The 19811-nt window shown below is 67.1% G+C and carries 14 protein-coding genes; 3 read left to right on the top strand and 11 right to left on the bottom strand.

Translation table 11 applies throughout. From position 1 onward, the window contains the following. Window positions 1-154: 154 nt before the first annotated feature. From NQ034_RS07535 to NQ034_RS07485, 11 genes are all read right to left on the bottom strand, one after another. The gene (locus tag NQ034_RS07535; protein WP_257048025.1) at window positions 155-1099 is read right to left on the bottom strand and encodes a CPBP family intramembrane glutamic endopeptidase; all 945 of its coding nucleotides are present in this window, start codon (window positions 1097-1099) and stop codon (window positions 155-157) included. Beyond that, the gene (locus NQ034_RS07530) at window positions 1096-5019 is read right to left on the bottom strand and encodes an efflux RND transporter permease subunit (protein WP_257048024.1); all 3924 of its coding nucleotides are present in this window, start codon (window positions 5017-5019) and stop codon (window positions 1096-1098) included. The genes NQ034_RS07535 and NQ034_RS07530 overlap by 4 nt, the downstream gene beginning before the upstream one ends. 83 nt (window positions 5020-5102) lie before the next feature. After that, window positions 5103-6443, bottom strand: a complete 1341-nt coding sequence (locus NQ034_RS07525) for a glycoside hydrolase family 10-like protein (RefSeq protein WP_257048023.1) — start codon at window positions 6441-6443, stop codon at window positions 5103-5105. A gap of 185 nt (window positions 6444-6628) precedes the next feature. After that, window positions 6629-7903 carry an MFS transporter gene (locus NQ034_RS07520; RefSeq protein ID WP_257048022.1) on the bottom strand — a complete coding sequence of 425 codons (1275 nt, stop codon included), beginning with the start codon at window positions 7901-7903 and terminating at the stop codon, window positions 6629-6631. A 59-nt stretch (window positions 7904-7962) separates the two neighbouring features. Then, the gene (locus NQ034_RS07515) at window positions 7963-8514 is read right to left on the bottom strand and encodes a nitroreductase family protein (protein WP_306428169.1); all 552 of its coding nucleotides are present in this window, start codon (window positions 8512-8514) and stop codon (window positions 7963-7965) included. Between the two features lie 76 nt (window positions 8515-8590). Beyond that, window positions 8591-9112: a peptide-methionine (S)-S-oxide reductase MsrA gene (gene msrA, locus NQ034_RS07510; protein WP_257048020.1), complete on the bottom strand. Its 522-nt coding sequence runs from the start codon at window positions 9110-9112 to the stop codon at window positions 8591-8593. Between the two features lie 127 nt (window positions 9113-9239). After that, window positions 9240-10736, bottom strand: coding sequence for an amino acid permease (locus tag NQ034_RS07505; protein ID WP_257048019.1), 1497 nt, complete (start codon window positions 10734-10736; stop codon window positions 9240-9242). 118 nt (window positions 10737-10854) lie between these two features. Further along, a complete protein-coding gene (locus NQ034_RS07500) occupies window positions 10855-11523 on the bottom strand; it encodes a peptide deformylase (protein ID WP_306428161.1) in 669 nt (222 codons plus the stop codon). A gap of 82 nt (window positions 11524-11605) precedes the next feature. After that, window positions 11606-12508, bottom strand: a complete 903-nt coding sequence (locus NQ034_RS07495; protein WP_257048018.1) for an HpcH/HpaI aldolase/citrate lyase family protein — start codon at window positions 12506-12508, stop codon at window positions 11606-11608. A 161-nt stretch (window positions 12509-12669) separates the two neighbouring features. Further along, a complete protein-coding gene (locus NQ034_RS07490; RefSeq protein ID WP_257048017.1) occupies window positions 12670-14337 on the bottom strand; it encodes an L-lactate permease in 1668 nt (555 codons plus the stop codon). A gap of 297 nt (window positions 14338-14634) precedes the next feature. Continuing rightward, a complete protein-coding gene (locus tag NQ034_RS07485; RefSeq protein WP_257048015.1) occupies window positions 14635-15906 on the bottom strand; it encodes a M20 family metallopeptidase in 1272 nt (423 codons plus the stop codon). A 287-nt stretch (window positions 15907-16193) separates the two neighbouring features. Here NQ034_RS07485 and kynU point away from each other — a divergent pair, with 287 nt between their 5' ends. The 3 genes from kynU to NQ034_RS07470 all read left to right on the top strand — a co-directional run bounded on the left by kynU (window position 16194) and on the right by NQ034_RS07470 (window position 19796). Then, window positions 16194-17342 carry a kynureninase gene (gene kynU / locus NQ034_RS07480; protein WP_306428166.1) on the top strand — a complete coding sequence of 383 codons (1149 nt, stop codon included), beginning with the start codon at window positions 16194-16196 and terminating at the stop codon, window positions 17340-17342. A 130-nt stretch (window positions 17343-17472) separates the two neighbouring features. Further along, on the top strand, window positions 17473-18048 hold the full coding sequence (locus tag NQ034_RS07475) for a hypothetical protein (protein ID WP_257048013.1): 576 nt from the start codon (window positions 17473-17475) through the stop codon (window positions 18046-18048). 95 nt (window positions 18049-18143) lie between these two features. Beyond that, window positions 18144-19796 (top strand): flavin-containing monooxygenase, encoded by a 1653-nt coding sequence (locus NQ034_RS07470; RefSeq protein ID WP_257048012.1) that lies wholly within the window; start codon window positions 18144-18146, stop codon window positions 19794-19796. Window positions 19797-19811 lie beyond the last annotated feature (15 nt).

Here is a 19811-nt window from a genome sequence, read left to right as displayed (position 1 = left end):
TGGTGGCACCGTGACGACGAACTACACGGTCAACCGGTCACCCCAGCACGCCCCAAACTGAGTCAAGCGGATTCCGGGAAAAATCTACCGAATCGCTTGACAAAGAACATAGGGACACCCCCCTGGACCGGGCGGCTTCCCGCCCGCACCGGGATCAGCGCGGATCGACCGCGGCCAGGATGCCCGGCGCCAGGAAGCCCGCAGCGTCGATGAGGGTGTGGGCCACGACAAAGGGCATGACCCGGCCCCAGCCCGTCGGGACTCCCACCGCGGCACCGGCGCCACCCGCACCCGAGGAACCTGCAGCTGCCTCGGAGTCGGCTGCATCAGGGCCGGCAATCGCCTCGACGGCCCGCAGTTTCCGCAGGTACAACCAGCCGAAGATCACGCCCATCGCAACATTTCCCACGAAGGGCCCGATCCCCTGATATAGGTGGTAGCTGGCGCGAAACACCGCCAGGACCAGGACGACCACCCACGGGCCCGCCCCCATCCGGCGCAGCCGGTCCACGCAGAATCCCAGGAGCAGAACCTCTTCGAGCACGCCATTCTTCACCGCAGCGAGGATCAGAACCGGAACCGTCCACCAGTGCGCTCCGAGGTTGTTCGTCTGGATCTCCGCGGTAACGCCCAACGACCGTCCGAGGAAGTACACCCCCAGGGTGCCCACACCGATCACGATGAACAGCAGGGCTCCGCGCGCGAGGTCCCCGCCGGGCCGGCGCGCATCGAACCCGATCCGCGCACACACCGCACGCAGAGTTCCGGGCCGCACGGTTCCCGGCTGCGAAGCACCGGGGTGCGGCTGACCGGATTGCGAACCATCGCGCCCCGGCAGCCGGTCCAGGCTCATGAAGTACAGGGCCAGGACCACCGGCACCAGCGTGAAGCCGATGCCCAGCAGCTGATAGAGCAGATCGAACCAGGGCCGCGCGGACGCCGAGGTGTTCAGCTGTGCCTGTGCATCGGCCAGGGGACCGCGGCTGAGCGTATCGGCCAGATCCACGACGGCGTAAACCGCTGATTTACCCAGCGACAGCAGTGCGACGAGCGCGAGCTGGAGACCGTAGCGCTGCCCGGCTGCCCGGGGCGTACTCATTCCCCCTGCTCCGGTCGGTCGGTGCCGAGGTCCCCGGCAGCACCGCCACCGTCCGGCCCAGCCGGCCCAACCGGGGCCGGACCGCCGGCCTCGACCTGGTCCAGGACCCGGGCACGTGCGGTTTCCCTGGCCTCGCGCCGATCACGTCGACGTTCCTTCGTCCCTTCCAGCAGCAGGTAGAGCACGGGGACCAGGACCAGGGTCAACAGTGTGGAGGACACCAGGCCGCCGATCACCACGATCGCCAGGGGCCGGGAGATGAACACGCCGCCGCCGGTCAGGCCCAGGGCCATGGGGGTCAGCGCGAAGATCGTCGCGAGCGCCGTCATGATGATGGGACGGTAGCGCAGCCGAGCGCCCTGGACCACGGCCTCGCGCAGTCCCACCCCGTGGGCGCGGAAGTGGTTGATCAAGTCGATGAGTACGATCGCATTGGTCACGACGATGCCGATGAGCATGAGCATGCCGATCATCCCGGTCAGCCCCAGGGGCGTTCCGGTGGCCAACAGTAGCCCGATCGATCCGGTGGCGGCGAACGGAATGGACACCAGCAGGATGAAGGGCTGGGCCAGAGATTTGAAGGTCGCGACCAGGATGACGAAGACGATGAGGATCGCAGCCAACATCGCCAGTCCCAGCTGGGAGAAGGCGTCGGTCTGCTCCTGGGTCGCGCCGCCCATGTCCGCGCTCACGCCCGAGGGCAGATGCGTCTGGTCGACGACCTTCTGCACTGCGGCACTGGCCGCGCCCAGATCGTCACCGGACGGGGTGACGCTGACCTTGGCCGAACGCAGCCCGTCGGAGTGCGAGATGACCGGCGGGGTGGACACTGTGCGCACCTTCGCCACGTCCTTGAGTTTGACGGTCTTGGCCTTGGGCTGTGCCGAGGCGGAGGACGGGTAGCCCCCGGGCATCTGGCCGGGCACCTGGCCCGTGGGCATCTGGCCGGCGGGGTACTGCCCGCCCGGTATCTGCGGATAGCCGCCGGGCACCTGCACATTCGGCATCTGCCCGCCCCCGGGGATCTCCTGCCCCGGTCCCGGAGCGGTGGGCTGGGTCGGCTGGCCCGGGACCGTGGGCCGGTCCGTGGGCTGCTGCGCAGGATCCGAGGTCTTGGTCGCGGTGGGCTCATCGCCGGGCGCCGAGGTCGTCGGCTCCTCTGTGGGCGAGGCCGTGGCTGTGACCGTCGGCGTTTGAGTGGGGGTCTGCGAGGCCGTGGGATCAGGTGAAACAGTTCCCCCTGCGCGCGCCACCTGGCCCCCGGCCTGCGGGGCCGCACCGCCGAAGGCCCCCGCATCGCCGGCGGATGCCCCGCCGGCCACGGTGATCTTGAGGTTCTTCAGTTCGTCCACGTCGGTGACGCGGCCGTCGAACAGCAGCACCTTGTGCGTGACATTGTCGAAGACGACGTTGCCGATCGTCTGGCCGTCCATCGCGCGGGCCACCGCCTGACCGATCGCGGCCTCGCTCAGGCCCTTCTTCGCGGCCTTACGATGATCGACGTCGACACGCACGACCTCCTTCGTGGCGGCCTGATCGTTCTCCACCTGGCTCACGCCGTCTGTGCCGTCCAGGGCCTTGGTCAAAGCGGCGGCTGCCTTGCGCAGGTCCTCGGTGGAATTAGCCGTAAGGTTCACATCGATCGTCGATCCCCCCACCGTGGACTGGCCGTCCAACAGCGCCACCTCGCCCGCGTCCTCGAGCTTGGCGGTGGCCTGGCGAATCCGGTCGCCGACTTCGGCCGGGTCCGCGTCCTCGCGCACATTGATCAGATAGCTACCCAGCAGGCTGCCGCCGGACGAGCCGAAGCCGAACTGATCGTCGCCCACGCTGAACTGGAAGGATTCGATGCCGGGATCGCGGGCGAGCAGCTGTTCGACCGGCTTGGCCCGATCGGCAGCCTGTTCGATGCTCAGCCCCGCGGGGAAGGTCTGTTGGACCTGCAGCGAGCCCTCACCGGTATCGCCCAACAGCTCCGTTTTGAGCCTGGGCACCATGGCGAATGTCAGGACCAGGACGATCACCGCCGCCACGAGCGTGATGACCGGGTGCTTGGTGGTCCAGCCGATGACCGGCAGGTAGGTGCGCTGCAGGCGGGTTGCCGGTGCCCGCAGGCCGGCCAGCTCGTCTACCACGGCAGGAGCGGGTGCCTCGGCCGCCAAGGTCCCAGCAGCGGCACCGCCGAGCAGGCCCTTGGCCGCGGCGCCTCCGCCAGTGGAACCGCCGGCCGCGCGCAGCGGCACGGTGTCCTCCCCCGGTGTGCTCGGCTCGCCGGCCGCCGCAGACTCTGCCTCCCCGTCCCCGACCGTATGCCTGCCCCTGTGCCCGTCACGACGATGCCGGCGCAGCATTGCCACGGCGGTGCGCTGTTCGGCACGGATCTCCCTCTTCTGGTCCCCGCTGAGCCTGATCCGCGCTTCGCGGGCGCGTAGGAACCAGTAGGCCAGCACTGGCACGATCGTCAGCGCCACCAGCAGGGAGCTCAGCAGTGCGATGGTCACGGTCAGGGCGAAGGGGCGGAAGAGCTCGCCGGTCTGTCCGGAGACGAAGATGAGCGGAGCGAACACCGCCACCGTGGTCAGGGTCGAAGCGGTGATGGCACCGGCGACTTCGCCCACGGCCGCCAGGATGTTGGAGAACTTCGTAGTGCCGGTGGAACCGGCCGCCTGTCTGCGTCTGATGGCCTCGATGACGACGATCGAATCGTCGACCACCCGGCCGATCGAGATCGTCAGCGCCGCCAGAGTGAGCATGTTGAGCGTCTGCCCGCCCTGCCACAGCGCGATCAGGGTGATGAGCAGCGACATCGGGATGGAGATCGCGGTGATCACGGTGGCGCGCACACTGAACAGGAAGACCAGGATGACCAGAACCGCGAAGACCAGACCCAGTACGCCCTCCGTCATGAGGTCCTTGATCGATTCGTCGATGAACGGCGACTGGTCGAACAGGGTGGTGAAGTCCGGGTTGCCGATCTTGGCGCCCAGGCCGGGCAGTGCATCGCCGACCGCACGGGCCACGTCCACAGTATTCGCGTCCGGTTTCTTCGTCACGGAAAGGGTCAGACTGGGCTGGCCGTTGGTGCGCGAGACGCTGGTCACCGGCGCATCCTTCAGCGCGACGTCGGCGACCTTCGACACTTTGACCGGGCCATCGCTGCCGGTGACGACCAGGTTCCGGATCTGTTTGACCGAGGTGATGCGCTTGCCCACTTCGACCGGCGCATTCTGTTTACCGTCGGCCAGGTCGCCGGCCGAGGTCGGTACCCCGTTGGCCTGCAGGACCGCGGCGAGCTGATCGACGGAAACGCCCTCGTCTTTGAGATCGTCCTTGTCGATGACGATGTCGACTTGTTTGGTCCGCCCGCCGGATACCGTGGCGGAACGAACCCCGTCGACCTTCTTCAGTTCCGGGACGACGACATCGCGCAGATCACCGGCGAGCCGTTCCGTATCCGCCGCCGTGGCGTCCCCTTCGGCGGCAGCGGGGTTGGCGGAGATGACCAGGACTGGGAGGTCCCCCATCCCGCCACTGATGACATTGGGCTCGACGCCGTCCGGCAGCTGGGACTGTACCTGGGATACCGCGCGCTGGAGTTCGCGGACGACATCGTCGGAATCGGTGCCGTATTTGGTCTCCACCGTGATCTGCGAGGAGCCGGTCGAGGACTGGGAATCCACGTGTTCGACCGACTGCAGACCGGTCAGCGCCGTTTCCAGCGGATCGGTGACCTCCCGTTCCACGGCTTCGGGGCCTGCGCCCTGGTACTGGGTGACGACCACGGCCTGAGGCAGTTCGAAGCTGGGGAACAGCTCCTTCTTCAACGTCGATGCTGCGATCACACCGAAGAGCACCGCGCACACGCAGATCAGTGCGATGAGTGCACGGTTCTTCAGGCTGAGCTTCGTCAGAAGGTTCACGCGCCCAAGGCTACCGGCACCCTCTGACACGGTCCATGCAGGTTTCCCCACCCCCGTGTCCTACGGACTTCGGCTACAGCCGCTCAGTGCGTGGGAGTCACGCCGCCGGACATGCCGCCGCTGCCCTGGACCACCCCACCGGACATGTCCACCGCCCCGCCGGACATCTGCGGCTTCCGCGCCGGCGGCGCCGGCTTCTTGACCGCCGGCCACGGCACGGCACGGCTCTTCCACTTGCCCGCCGCGATCCGCGAGAACACCTTCCACTTGTTCTTCATCATGTCGTGGGCGGAGAAGAACACCTCACCGGTGATCTGCGGGATCTTCGCGTCGAAGCCCAGATGGTTGTCCAGCTCATTGCGCCCGAATTCCTCACCCAGACGATAGGCGCCCTGGCCGATGAAAAGACGCACCTTCGTTCCCTTGACCACACCTGCCCACCAGTGCGCCAGGGTGTTGTAATCGGCCACTTTGAAGCCCTGTTTCCAGTACAGCTGCGGGACGATGTAGTCCACGTACCCCTTTTTGATCCAGGTGTAGGTGTCTGCGTAGTTATCGCTGTAGGACTCGCCGCCGTGGGTGTTCGACCCACGTGAGTCGTTCTCCTTGTTCCGCCAGATGCCGAAGGGGCTGATGCCGAATCGCACTCCGGGGCGCACCCGCTTGACGCTGCTGTGGATGTCGGCGACGAAGGAGGTGATGTTGGCCCGCCGCCAGGCGCCTCGGCTCTTGCCGCGGCCGTACTTCTTGAAGGCCCTGTCGTCGTCGAACTTCTTCCCGTCCACGGGATAGGGGTAGAAGTAGTCGTCGAAGTGGACCCCGTCGATCTTGTAGCGGCCCACGACCTCCAGGACGACGCTGCGGACGTGGCGCCGGACCTCGGGCAGACCGGGGTTGTAATAGACGGAACCCGCATAGCGCACAGTCCACGACGGGTGCTTCTTGCCCGGATGGGATGCCGGCAGCTTTGTGAAATCCGCGCTCGAGCAGATCCGGAACGGATTGAACCACGCATGGAACTCCAGGCCGCGCTTGTGGCACTGGTCGATCTGGTAGGCCAGCGGGTCGTAGCCGGGATTCTTCCCCGGCTTGCCTGTGAGCCACTTGGACCAGGGTTCGAGCTTCGAGGGCCAGAACGTATCGGCGTTGGGTCGCACCTGGCCGATGATCGCGTTGAACCTGTAGGCCTGCGCGCGGTCCAGGATGCCACGCAACTGCGATTTCTGCCGGGACACGGACAGACCCGTGTCCCCGGGCCAGTCGACGTTCTCCACCGTCGACAACCACAGCCCCCGGAACTGGGTGCCTGCTGCCTCTGCGGGCTGGAGCGACGAGGGTCGGATGGCCAGAACGGTCCCCAGGGCAGCACTGAGCACGCCCGCGGAACCGAACAGCCGCAGGGCCCTGCGGCGGTCGAGGTTCACTGATGTCTCCTTGTGTGGGAAGTGGCCCGGCCAGGAGTCCCCGGGCACACGGGAAGTCTAACCGCCGGGCACCCACCGGCTGATGAATTCCCAGTCGCCCGCGCGCCGCCCACTCCACCCCGACAGAGTTCCACTACGACATGAAATGTCGTTTGGGAGCGGTCCCACAGGGATTTTTCAACAATTCAGGGCGTAGTGGAACGTGAGGGCGGGGCTTCGCCCACCACCTGCGGGGCCGTTTCACGCGCCGGCGCCCAGGCCAGCAGGGCGACCACCACGATCAGGCCGGAGACGCCGAAGGCCGCTGCATAACCGAAGGTGTCGGCCAACCAGCCGGCGACGATCGGCCCGAAGATGGAGCCGGCATCCTGGGCCATCTGGAAGCGCGAGATGACCCGGCCGGCCGCGCGCTTGGAACCCACCACATCGGCCACGGCAGCCTGCTGTGCCGGGTTGAGCATCCCGGCGCCCACCCCGCCCACCAGGCTCAGTGCCAGGAACACCCACAACACGCCGGAGAATCCGATCGCGATGGTCGTGGCGGCCAGCACAGCCAGACCCGCCAGAACGAAGGGCTTGCGCCCGTGCCGATCCGACCAGCGGCCGACCATCGTCACCGATGCCGTGTTGCCGATGGCGAACATCGTCAGGGCCAGACCCGCCGCCGAATGGTCCGCATGCAGCACCTGCACCACGAACAGCGGGTACAGCGAGGTCCGCGCCCCCAACGCGGCCCAGCCATTGGCCAGACCACCGACCAGCGAGGCCCGGTAGGCGGTATTGCGCCAGGCCTCGTGAATGCGCATCGGCGGCAGGGACGCCGAGGCCGCGGCCTCTTCCCGCCGCTCCGCCGCCTGCTCGGCAGCCGCCACTGCGTCGACGTCGATCCGCCTGTCGCGCGGCCGGCGCGGCTTGGCGCCGATATCGCCCAGGCGCACCCGGACGATCACCGCCGCGATCACCAGGCCGGTGCCGTAGACGAAGAACGGCACCCGCATGCCGAACCCGGCCAGTAGTCCACCCACCACCGGGCCCACGATATTGCCAAGCAGGAACGAGGTCGCGTACATCCCCGTGGCCCGCCCACGCGCGGCGGGCGGGGCCAGCCGGATGATCAGCGCGGTGGCCGAGATCGTGAACATCGACGAGCCGATCCCGCCCAGGGCACGGAAGATCAACAGCTGCCAGTAGTCCTGCGCGAACCCGCAGGCGTATGTGGAGGCCGCGACGATTCCGATGCCCACGATGTAGACGGTGCGCTCGCCGTAGCGGTTGAGCAGACGGCCCGAGGCCGGGGCCATGACGAGGCGGAACAGGGCGAAGGCGCTGACGACGACCGTCGTGGCCATGATGCCCATGTCGAAGGACGCTGCGAACTGCGGCAGGACGGGGGCGACGAAGCCGAACCCGAAGGCCACGATGAACGCCGCGGACACCAACACCCAGATCTGGTGGGGCAACGGCTCCTTCGGAGGGCGCGGCGGCAGAGGGGGTCTGTCGCTGCGGGCCGGCTTTGGGCTCACTTCCCGCTGCCGGGCAGGTGGCCCAGGAACCGATCGGGGTCCAGCGGCTTCCGCTTGGAGGCGGCCAGCTTCTGCTTGAACTTCGGATCGATGGTACCCACGTAGAGCCATCCCATGAGCAGTTCATCCTCGGCGAGGCCATGGTAGGCGCGGACTTCGGGGGCGTTGGCGGCCAGGCCGGTACGCCACATCACGCCCCAGCCGGCGGCCCACAGGGCAAGTTCCAGCAAGTGAGCCGCACCCGCAGCGGTCGCGTGCTGCTCCCATTCGGGAACCTTGCGGTTCTCCGTATGGCGGGCCACCACCGCGATCAGCAGCTCGGCGCGCAGGGGCTTGGTATTGACCTCGCCGTCTTTCCGCTCCGTGCCCGAGGCCGCGTCCAGTGCCCGGCCCAAGCCGACGCGTTCATCGCCTCGCAGGGTGATGAGGCGCCAGGGACGCAGGGACTTGTGATCGGCCACCGGGGTGACCGCCGCCAGGAGTTCGCGCAGCTCGTCGTCACTCGGTGCGCCGGGTCCGACCTTGGACACCGAACGCCGGGAGGCCATCGTGGCCAGGGTGGGGTTTTCGAAGATATTCACACTTCTATTATGGGTGACCTAAGCAGTGCGGGGCCAGGCCGGGTCATTTCATCCAGTCGGCCCACTGCCGGCGGGCCTGGGCGACCTTCGGATCGATGATGAAGGTGCAGTAGCCGTTGAATGGATTGCGGTTGTAGAAGTCCTGGTGATATTCCTCGGCAGGGTAGAACGTGCTCATCGGTTCCAGGCTGGTCACGATGGGGCGCTCGTAGAGTTCTTGCCATGTGTCGATCGCGGCCTGGAAGTGTTCGCGCTGGGCCTCGTCTACATAGAACATCGCGGACCTGTACTGCGTGCCCACGTCGTTGCCCTGCCGGTTCAGGCTCGTCGGGTCGTGCCCGGTGAAGAACTCGCCCAGGATGACGTCCTCTGGCACCTGTTCCTCGTCGAAGGTCACGCGCACGGCCTCGGCGTGCCCGGTGGCCCCCGTGCACACGGCACGATAGTCCGGGTCCGGCAGGGTCCCGCCGATGTAGCCGGATTCCACGTCCACCACGCCCACCGTGTTGCGGTAGACGGCGTCCAAGCACCAGAAGCAGCCAGCGGCCAAAGTCAGAGTTCTCACGTGCAGGTCAACGGCGCTGGCGGGCCCGGTTATTCCGCCTCCGCCCAACTCCAAAGCGATCCCTGCACTCCAAACCTCAGAGGGGGTTTGGAGTGCAGGGATCGCTTTGGAGTCCGGCCGGCCTCGGCTACTTCCCGGCCGTCGCAGCCTTCTCCGCGCGCCCCAGACGGGAGTGCCCGCGCGACCAGGCGAAGTAGACGATGACGCCGATGACCAGCCACACCACGAAGCGCAGCCAGGTATCCAGGGGCAGGTTCATCATGAGGTACAGGCAGGCGATGACCGACAGGATCGGCAGGACGGGAACCCACGGGACTTTGAAGGAACGCTGCAGATCCGGCCGGGTGCGGCGCAGCACCACCACGCCGATCGACACGACAACGAAGGCGGCCAGGGTGCCGATGTTGACCATCTCGGACAGGGTGGACAGCGGCACGAAGGCCGCCACGATGGCGATGATGATGCCGGTGCAGATGGTCAGGCGGTACGGGGTTTTGGCCTTCGCACCGGTTTTCGAGAACCACTGGGGCAGCAGGCCGTCGCGCGCCATGGCGAAGCCCACGCGAGTCTGTCCCATGAACAGGATCATCGCCACGACGATCAGGCCGATGCAGGCGCCGACCGCGATGATCGTGGCCATCGAATCCATCCCGACGGCCTGGAAGGCCGCCGCCATGGGCGCCCCACCATCCGCGTCGATGTCCTTGTAGCTCTGCATGCCGGTGATGACGAAGGTGACGAGGACGTAGAGCAATACGACGATCGCCAGGGATGCCAGGATGCCGCGCGGCAGATCCCGCTGCGGGTTCTTGACCTCCTCGGCAGTGGTGGCGACGACGTCGAAGCCGATGAAGGCGAAGAACACGATCGCGGCGCCCGCGAAGATGCCTCCCACGCCGAAGGTGCTGGGCTGCATACCGAAGAGCGCCTGGACCATGGGCTGGTGCATCAACCCGCCCTCGGCGGCGGCCGGCGCCTCGGCCGGCGGGATGAAGGGCACCCAGTTGCTCGCCTTGACGAAGAACAGGCCTGCGACGACGACGATCGCCACGACCACCAGTTTGAGGCCGGTGATGACCAGGTTGATCCGGCTGGAGAGTTTGACCCCGGAGACCAGGACGAAGATCAAACCGATGATCAGCAGCCCGGCGGGCAGGTTGATGAACCCGCCCTCGACCGTGGCTATCGCCTCGGGTATTGCGAACGGAGTCTTCTCCAGGACGATCGACAGGTATTGACTGAAGGACGTGGCCAACGCGGCCGCACCCAGGGTGAACTCCAGGATCAGATCCCAGCCGATGATCCAGGCGATGAACTCGCCCAGGGTCGCATAGGCGAAGGTGTAGGCGGAACCGGCCACCGGCACCGTCGAGGCCAGCTCGGCGTAGCACAGGGCCGCCAGGGCACAGGCGATACCGGCGATGACGAAGGACAGGACCAGCGCGGGCCCGGCCTTGGTCGCGGCGGCCGTACCGGTGAGCACGAAGATACCGGCGCCGATCGTAACGCCCACCCCGAAGACCGTCAGGTCCAAAGCGGAGAGGTTCTTCTTCAGCGCGTGTTCCGGCTCCTCGGTTTCTGCGATGCTCTGTTCCACCGTCTTGGTGCGAAACAGTGAGGACATGGGGAAGCCTTTCCATGGGGTCGCGGCCGCCCGACCATGGGAGCCGGACGCCGAAAGTCTGTAGGACAGGATTGTATGCCCCAGGCTACCCACGGAACCGCACCCGGGGTAGGCCAGGTCACATGATCGGGGTGTCCGGCAGTTCGAAGCCCAGAGCCCGGGCGGCGGCCTGCGCGTCGGGTTGGTTCCACCAGCGCGCCACCTGTTCATTCGTCGCCAGCGAGCGCATCTCGGCCCGGTCCAGGTACAGGATCCCGTCGAGGTGATCGGTTTCGTGTTGGACGATCCGCGCCGACCAGCCGGTGACCTCGCGCTCATAGGCGGTGCCCTCATTGTCCTGGGCCGACAGGATGATCTTCCGGTGGCGCGGCACCACGGCCTGGTATCCGGGTACGGACAGGCAGCCCTCGTAGAAGGAGACAAGCTCTCCTGAGGCGTCGCGGTACTCCGGATTGATCAGCGGGGTGAAGGGCAGCAGTTCGCGTTCGCGCACCCGGGCGACCTCCTCTGGCACGGTGGCAGGGTCCTCGACCACTGCCAGGCGCAGGCCGATGCCCACCTGTGGGCAGGCCAGGCCGACGCCGGGCGCGGACCTGACGGTCAGGCGCATGGCCAACAGCAGCTGCAGCAGCACGTCGTCGTCGACCTGCCCGTCGAAGGGCACGGTGGGCTGGCGCAGGATAGGGTCGCCCGCCTCGACGATGGGAATCGTGCCGTCGCCGCGCTCCGCGGCCTCCAGGGCGATTTCGATCTGTTCGGACACGGCGCGGTCGCGGCTTCTCATCATCTTTCAAGAATAGAGGAGGAGCCCACGGCGCCGGGTGCCGAGGCGGCACGCGCCCCGGCACCCGGTCCGGCCGAAGCCGTGCCTATTCCCCCGCCCGCTCCAGGACCCGTGCGGCGTGCTTGAGCAGGGGCGCATCGATCATCTTGCCCTGATAGGCGAAGGCCCCCTGCGAGGACGCAGCCAGTTCGGTCACCGCCCTCGCCCACTCCAGCTGTGCGGAAGTCGGTGCGAAGGCCTCGCGCACCACCGGCACATGTGCGGGATGGATCGACACCTTCGCGTCGAAGCCCGACTCCGCCGCGTCCAGGGCCTCCGCGCGCAGACCGTCGAGGTCCTCGATGTCCGACCAGATCGAGTCGAGCGCCAGCTTGCCGGCGGCCTTGGCCGCCAGCAGGCTGTGGCTGCGCACGTGCGTGGCCACCGCGCGATAGCCGCCGTCGGGTCCCCGGCTCGAGGTCCCGCCCAGTCCCGCGACCAGGTCCTCCGAACCCCAGAACAGGGCGATGACGTTCGGTTCGGCCGCGATCTCGGCCGCGCGCAGGGTGCCTGCGGCCGTTTCGATCATCGCCACCACCTGGTAGTCCGCCAGCGCGCGCACATCCGCCGGAGATTCCGTCTTCGGCAGCATCACGTGCGTATAGGGCAGTTCCTCCAACAGCTGCGCGTCTGCGGCGAAGAACTCGGTGTCACGCGCATTGACCCTGATCACGGTGCGCTCGGGCGACAGACAGCCGGCCGGGTAGACCAGGCCGGCTGCGGTGACGGCCGCCTTCTGCTTCTCACCCGAGGCCTGCGCAGCCAGCGCGGCCTGCGTCTCCGCGGCCACGGCCTCGCGCAGGGCGGTACGGGCGACGGGCTTATCGGCCGGCGCCACCGCATCCTCGAGGTCGATGATGGTGACATCGGAGCGGTCGGCGGCCTTCGCATAACGGTCGGGACGGTCGCCGGGGACGAACAGCCAGGCGGGACGGAATCGGAAGCTCACAGGCGTCCTCCTTCATTGTGTTTCCACTTCATCGTGTTTCAGGGTGTCGCGTGATAGCCCGCGGGGCCGCCGACCGGGTGGCTTCCCACCGGATGGTCGATGGCCCCGCACGCCCAGCCTACGACAGGAGGTGCGCCCGCGGGGCGGTCCGTCTCAGCCCCTCAGTTCAGCCCTGAGATCATCCAGCCCAGCACCGGGGTCGACTGGAGGTAGACGATGATGCACAGCAGCGCCAACAGGCCGACCGACCAGCCCAGCACCTTGCGCAGAATCGTCGCCTCCTGCCCCGGCAGGTTCACCGCGGTCGCGGCGATCGCCAGATTCTGCGGGCTGATCAGCTTGCCGACCACGCCGCCGGTGGTGTTCGCGGACACCGTCAGGTTCGGATCAATCCCCGCACCGGTCGCCGCGGTGTTCTGCAGCGAGGCGAACAGCGCATTGGCCGAGGTATCCGAACCCGTCACCGCAGTGCCGATCCAGCCCAGGACCGGCGAGAGCAGCGCGAACATCGGACCGGTCTGGGCCAGGAACACGCCAACCGACTTCGTCTGACCGGAGAAATTCATGACATAGGCCAGCGCCAGCACCAGCACGATCGTCAGGATCGCCCCGCCCATCTTCACAATGGTCGTACCCAGCTCCTTGACACCCTCGGCAGGCGTCAGGGTGAACCTATCTCCGGAGCTGCACACGGAGTACACGATCGTGACGATCACACCGGTGAGCAACAGCAGGAAACCCGGAGAGGACAGCCACGGAAGTTCGAACACACCGGACTTCAACGGATTGCCGTCGGCATCCACCAGCCCCTTGGCCAGACCCGGCCACGGGATATGCGCATCGGTGGCCTTCAGACCCGCGGCCACTGCCGGCACCAGCTTGGCCACGCCGAACACGACGACCAGCAGGATATAGGGGAACAGGGCCAGCCAGATCCGCGCGCCGGAGAGCTTCTCGGCGGCCTTCGGCTTCTCGATGCCCATGCGCTCGCGGGCCTCGTCTGCGCCCTTGGGTTTGAAGAACATCATGAAGATCACGGCCACGGCCATGCCGACCAGGGCCGCGACGATATCGGTCAGTTCATAGGAGAAGTGGTTCGCACAGAAGTACTGGGCCACGGAGAAGCACACGCCGACGACCAGGGTCAACGGCCACAGCTGCTTGATGCCCTTGATGCCATCGAGCAGGAACAGCAGGAGGAACGGGATGAACCAGGCCAGCAGCGGGGACTGGCGTCCGACAATCGCACCGATGTGTTCGGCGTGCAGACCCGACAGCTGGGCTGCCGTGGTGATCGGGGTGGCGATCGCACCGAAGGCCACGGGAGCGGTGTTGGCGACCAACACGGTGGTAGCCGCCTTCAGGGGCTTGACGCCCAGGGCCATGAGCATGGTGGCGGTGATCGCCACCGGGGCGCCGAAGCCGGCCAGGGCCTCGAGCAGGCCACCGAAGCAGAAGGCGATGAGGATCGCCTGGACGCGGATGTCGCCGTGGCCCACCAGGTCGAAGATCGAGCGCAGGTCCTCGAACCGGCCGGAGCGCACCGTCAGGCCGTAGAGCCAGATCGCCATGATGACGATGTAGAGGATGGGGACCAGGCCGAAGGCCGCACCCTGCGTGGCCGAGAGCAGGGCGAAATCGGCCGGCATCTTGAAGCCGAAGATCGCGACCACGATGGCCACGACCAGTGCCGCGGCGCCGGCGGTCTGCGCGCGCGTGCGGAAGACGGCGAGCATGACGAAGAAGACCAGCAGGGGGATGATGCCGACCAGGGCGGACAGAAACAGACTGTCTCCGACGGGCGCCACCTCCGGGGCGAATGTGTGCATACGTGACTCCTATGTCCTCATGTGTCCATATGTGCGGATGTGCCGCACCGACGCGGTGGGATACCGGGGTCGCCGATATCCGACTAAAACGTTAAGCGACAATACAACCAAAACACATGAAACACTTAACCGAGAGCTAGTGCGAACGCTCACATCCCATTTCGCAACCATCCTGACCTGGGGTTATGCATAGATACAAGATAAATACCCGGGGTATCCCACGAGTTTTCGAGAATAACGCGCACTTCCCTTATCGTGGAATTCCCCGGGTGGTGGAACCCGAATGTATGGAATCGGTCAGCTGTGGGCTACTCCGGTTTCCGTCGTGTGGTCGATCCGGGTCGACAGCAGGCGCTCGCGCTGCTGCGGATCCAGAGCCAGATCGATCGCGGTCCAGGCCATCGCCAGTCCGGACTCCCACATCGCCTCGTCGGCTTCCTCGGTCACGGTGTAGGCGGCGAACTCCGGCTGGTGATTGCCCGCCCCGCCGGCGTTCAAGCGCACCGAGGGGTGGATCGTCGGGATGAGCAGCGAGATGTTCGCCATGTCCGTCGAGCCGGCCTTCTCCTTCAGGTACGCCTCATCGGCATTGTCGAAGGTCCGCCCCAGGGCCTCGGCATTACGCTGATAGGTCGCGGAGAAGGGGTAGTCATTGCGGAACTCCGAGTACGCCGGCCAGTCCTCCTTGATCTCGAACGAGCAGCCGGTGGCCGTGGCCCCGGCCTCGAAGCACTTGAACAGGCGCAGCTTGAGCTCCTCGAGCTCCTCCATCGTATTGGCCCGACCGTTGTAGTACATGCTGGACTCGCCGGGGACGATATTGGGGGCCTCGCCCGCCTTCGTCACGATGCCGTGGAGCAGATTGCCGGGGCGCAGGTGCTGGCGCAGCAGGCCGATCGCAACCTGCGCCACCGTCACGGCGTCGCCGGCGTTGATGCCGTTCCACGGCGCACCGGCCGAATGCGCGGTCTTGCCGTGGTAGAGGACCTCGTAGTCGTTGATGGCGCGCGTGAAGTGGCGGGACTCCTCGTCGGTGCCGGGGTGGACCATCATCGCCGCGTGCACTCCGTCGAAGGCCCCGCGCTCGAGCATGAAGACCTTGCCGGCGCCCAGTTCCTCCGCCGGGGTGCCGTACAGCTTGACGGTGATCCCCAGTTCATCGGCCATGTCGCCCAGGACCGCCGCCGCCAGCACGCCGGAGGAGCCGATCATATTGTGCGCGCAGGCGTGGCCCACCTCCGGCAGGGCGTCCATCTCGGAGCAGATGCCGATGACCAGTTCGCCGCTGCCCTTGGTCGCCGTGAAGGCGGTGTCCAGGTCCGCGATGCCGCGCTCGACGGTGAAGCCCTGGCCCTCGATGAAGGCCACGAGCTTATCCGCCGTCTTGAACTCCTGGTAGGCGGTCTCCGGCTCCGCGTGGATCGCATGGCTCAGGGCCACGGTCGCCTCGCGCAGCGCTTCCGCTGCGGTGCGGGCGGTCTCCTTGAGTGCAGCGCCCGCGGCGGACTCCGCGGCCGCGTACTGGGCGATCGGATTGGGATTGCTGGTGGTCTCCGGGCTGACAGACACGGTTGTCCTCTCAAGGTATGCGGTATCGGGCCGTGGACGGCCCCAGCACAATCGTACCGACCGCTTAGAGTGAGGTGAGACACGCGAAAGGACTCTGATGAACAACACGCCATTGACCCGTGCGGACATGCTGGCCCTCGACGCGGTGGACCCGCTGGCGGGCGTACGGAACGCCTTCGAGCTGCCGGCCGGGGTCATCTACCTGGACGGGAACTCCCTGGGACCCAAGCCAGCCGGCGCACTCGAGGTGGCGCGCCGGGTGATCGGGGGGGGAATGGGGCACCGGCCTGATCCGCTCCTGGAACGACGCCGGCTGGTTCGAACTGCCCGCGCGCCTGGGCGACAAGGTGGCCGGACTCCTGGGCGGGGCCGAGGGGACGGCCGTGGTCACGGACACGACCTCGGTCAACCTGTTCAAGACCTCGGCGGCTGCGCTGAAGATCCAGGCGGCCGACCACCCGGAGAAGCGCACCATCTACACCCAGCGCGAGAACTTCCCCTCCGATATCTACATCCTGACCGGCCTGGCCGAGCAGCTCAACCAGGGCCGGGCGGCGGGCACTCCCGAGCTGGACACCTGGGAGTCGGTGCCCGCGGGCGCCGCGCCCTACCGGGTCGAACTGGTCGACGACGCCGAGGTCGTGGCCTGGGGCGACGGTTCCCGCCCGGTTCCCGAGGACGCGGCACTCATCGTGCTCACGCACGTCAACTACCGCACCGGAAGGCTGTTCCCGATGGCCGAGGTGAGCCGAGCCGCGCACGCAGCCGGTGCGTTGACGGTGTGGGACCTGTGCCATTCGGCCGGGGCCCTGCCGATCGCCCTGCGCGCAGACGGCGCCGACTTCGCCGTCGGATGCACCTACAAGTACCTCAACGGCGGCCCGGGATCACCCGCGTTCCTGTGGGTCTCCCCGGAGCACGTGGGCAGGTTCTCCCAACCGCTGTCCGGCTGGTGGGGTCATAATGCGCCGTTCGCAATGTCCCCGGAGTACACCCCGGCCGATGACGTCAGGCGGTATCTGACTGGAACGCAGGGGATGCTGTCCATGTCGGTGGCCGAGCTGGGACTGGACATCGCCGCCGACTCGGACATCGCGGCTGTACGGGAGAAGTCCCTGGCGATGACGGACCTGTTCATCCGCCTGGTCCGCGAGCGCCTGGCCGACCATCCGCTGACCCTGGTCACCCCGGAGGCGCACGCCGAACGCGGCAGCCAGGTGAGCATCGCGCATCCGGAGGGCTTCGCCGTCATGCAGGCTCTGATCGCCCGTGGGGTGATCGGGGACTACCGCGAGCCCGAGGTGCTGCGTTTCGGCTTCACTCCGCTATACCTGAGCTATGCGGATGTCTGGGACGCGGTGGAGGTGCTGCGCGAGGTGCTCGACGACAAGCTGTGGGACACCCCGGAGTACCGCAGGCGCGGCGCCGTCACCTGAGGCGCCGGCCAGACCACCCGGCGAACCCGGGATTCCGCTTAGCACTCGGGGTTCGATACACTTCTGTATTGAAATACAGTTCTGTATCGAACCCCATCTGCGTATCATCTGCTATCAGGAGTCAGCCGGTTTGAAGAAGTCCGCTCTGTCAGTCCTCCCCCTCGCCGCCACGGGCCTCCTGGCACTCGTCCTATCCGGTTGCGGTACCGGCACCTCACCGACGAAGACCGGAGACGACCTGACCCCCGCACCCACGGTCTCGCGCGGCGATGACCACAAGGCGAAGTTCGGCGACACGGTCGAATTCGACGATGGGCTCAAACTGACGGTGAAGACGAACGGCACCGAGAAGCTGCACAAGAAGGGCAAGGCCGATGACTGCCATACCGGCGATCCGGTCCGCCTGTACAAGCTGACCTATGTCAACGACACGGACGATGATTACGATGCGGCCGAGGACACGACCTACAGCCTGACCTACGAGAACTCCGATGGGCTCGACGACACCGCCACCGAGGTGACCGACACCCACGATGAGGACCACAAGATCAACGGGCTGCAGGACATCGACCCGATGGAGCCCGGGGAGAAGAAGTCGAAGACCATCGGCTTCTGCGTGCCCAACCGGGACTCCTCCGTCACCCTGACCGTGGACACCGACCGCTCGGAGTACACCCCGCGCACTCCGGTGGAGTACAAGGACTGAGCGCAGCCGCCGCCCGGGCCGGGCCGGTATGGCCCAGCCCGGTCCAGCCCGGTCCGGCCGGGCGGCGGCCCCCGAACACCGGATACAATCGTGAGATGACTCACAACAATGACGTTGTCCCCATCCCCGTTTCCGTCGACGTCCTCATCGTCGGCGCCGGCCTGTCCGGGATCGGCACTGCCTGCTATCTGACCCGTGAGCGCCCCCAAGACGACTTCCTGATCCTCGAGGCACGGGCGGAATCCGGGGGAACCTGGGACAAATTCCGCTATCCCGGCATCCGCTCGGATTCCGACCTGTTCACCTTCGGCTACGAGTTCCGGCCCTGGAGCCGGTCCAATGCGATCGCCGCCGGCGGGCTGATCCGCAGCTACATCCGCGACACCGCCGCCGAATACGGCATCGACGAGCACATCGTCTACAACACCAAGGTGCTGGCGGCCGACTGGGATTCCGAAAGCGCGCGCTGGACCATCACCGCCGAACGCGCCGGGCAGACCATCACGGTCACCGCCCGCTGGTTCGTCAGCGCCTCCGGCTACTACGACCACGACCGCGGGCACACGCCGGTCTTCAACGGCCAGGACGATTTCTCCGGCACCATCGTCCATCCGCAGGACTGGCCGGAGGACTTGGACTACGCGGACAAGCGGGTCGTGGTGATCGGCAGCGGCGCCACCGCCGTCACCCTGGTACCCGCCCTGGCCGGCTACAGCGCGGATACCGGGGCCGAGGCCTCGGCCGGGGATGACGCAGCTGCGGCAGGTGCCACGGGCCCGGCAGGTGCCACCGGCCCGACGGGTGCGAGCACGGTGGGCACGGACGGTGGTGCTGCGGGCGAGCGCGCCGGGGCGGCCGCGCACGTGACGATGCTGCAGCGCTCCCCCGCCTTCGTCCTGCCGACCATGACCGAGGACCCCGCCGACGTCCGCCTGCAGCGCTGGCTGCCCGCGCCGCTGGCTGCCAAGGCGACGCGCTACCGGCACATCGTCACCCAGCGCATGGTGTGGCGCAACGCCCAGGACCATCCAGATGAGATGCGCGCCTATATCCGCGCGGCCAATGCCGAGGCCCTGCCGGATGACTATCCGATCGATGAGCACTTCAGCCCCGATTACAACCCGTGGGAGCAACGGCTGTGCTTCGTGCCGGGCGCCGATATGTTCCAGGCGATCAGCGCCGGCGCCGCCGATGTCGTCACCGACACGATCGAGACCTTCGTCCCCGAGGGCATCCGGCTATCCTCCGGGAGGGTGTTGCCGGCCGACATCATCATCACGGCGACCGGACTCGAACTCCTGCAGTTCGGCGGGATCCGGATGAGCGTCGACGGGCAGGACGTGGATCTGCCCGCAACCGTCGTCTACCGCGGCTGCATGCTCAGCGGGGTGCCGAACTTCTTGTTCGCCATGGGGTATTTGAACAATTCGTGGACGCTCAAGCTGGGGCCGCTGTGCCGCTATTGGCTGCGCCTGTTGGCGGCGATGGACGAACGCGGGGCCGATGTAGCGGTGCCCGATGCGCCGACCGCAGGTGCCGAGTTGACCCCGATGAACACCTTCGCCGCCGGCTATGTGCAGCGGGCACAGGATCTGATGCCGCGGGCCGGGCTGGAATTCCCGTGGTCAGTGCCCGAGGACTACACGGACGACAGGCGGATCCTGCGCGGGGATCCCACGGCCGAACCCCATCTGCGGCTGGGGCCGGCGCGGGTGCGGGCGCGCAGGGCCCGAGCCGCTGCCGACTGAGCCGGCAGAGTTCAG

Origin of the sequence: Brevibacterium moorei (genome assembly GCF_024580735.1) — a bacterium.
In the GTDB taxonomy this organism is placed as follows: Bacteria; Actinomycetota; Actinomycetes; order Actinomycetales; family Brevibacteriaceae; genus Brevibacterium; species Brevibacterium moorei.
The sequence above is the reverse complement of the archived record's forward strand: the minus strand, read 5'-3'. Positions and strand labels throughout refer to the sequence as shown.

Excerpts from the sequence above, each read along its gene's own strand:
- NQ034_RS07535 (WP_257048025.1), bottom strand. The coding sequence starts at position 1,099 with ATGAGTACGCCCCGGGCAGCCGGGCAGCGCTACGGTCTCCAGCTCGCG.
- NQ034_RS07515 (WP_306428169.1), bottom strand. The coding sequence starts at position 8,514 with ATGGCCTCCCGGCGTTCGGTGTCCAAGGTCGGACCCGGCGCACCGAGT.
- NQ034_RS07505 (WP_257048019.1), bottom strand. The coding sequence starts at position 10,736 with ATGTCCTCACTGTTTCGCACCAAGACGGTGGAACAGAGCATCGCAGAA.
- NQ034_RS07500 (WP_306428161.1), bottom strand. The coding sequence starts at position 11,523 with ATGATGAGAAGCCGCGACCGCGCCGTGTCCGAACAGATCGAAATCGCC.
- NQ034_RS07490 (WP_257048017.1), bottom strand. The coding sequence starts at position 14,337 with ATGCACACATTCGCCCCGGAGGTGGCGCCCGTCGGAGACAGTCTGTTT.
- NQ034_RS07470 (WP_257048012.1), top strand. The coding sequence starts at position 18,144 with ATGACTCACAACAATGACGTTGTCCCCATCCCCGTTTCCGTCGACGTC.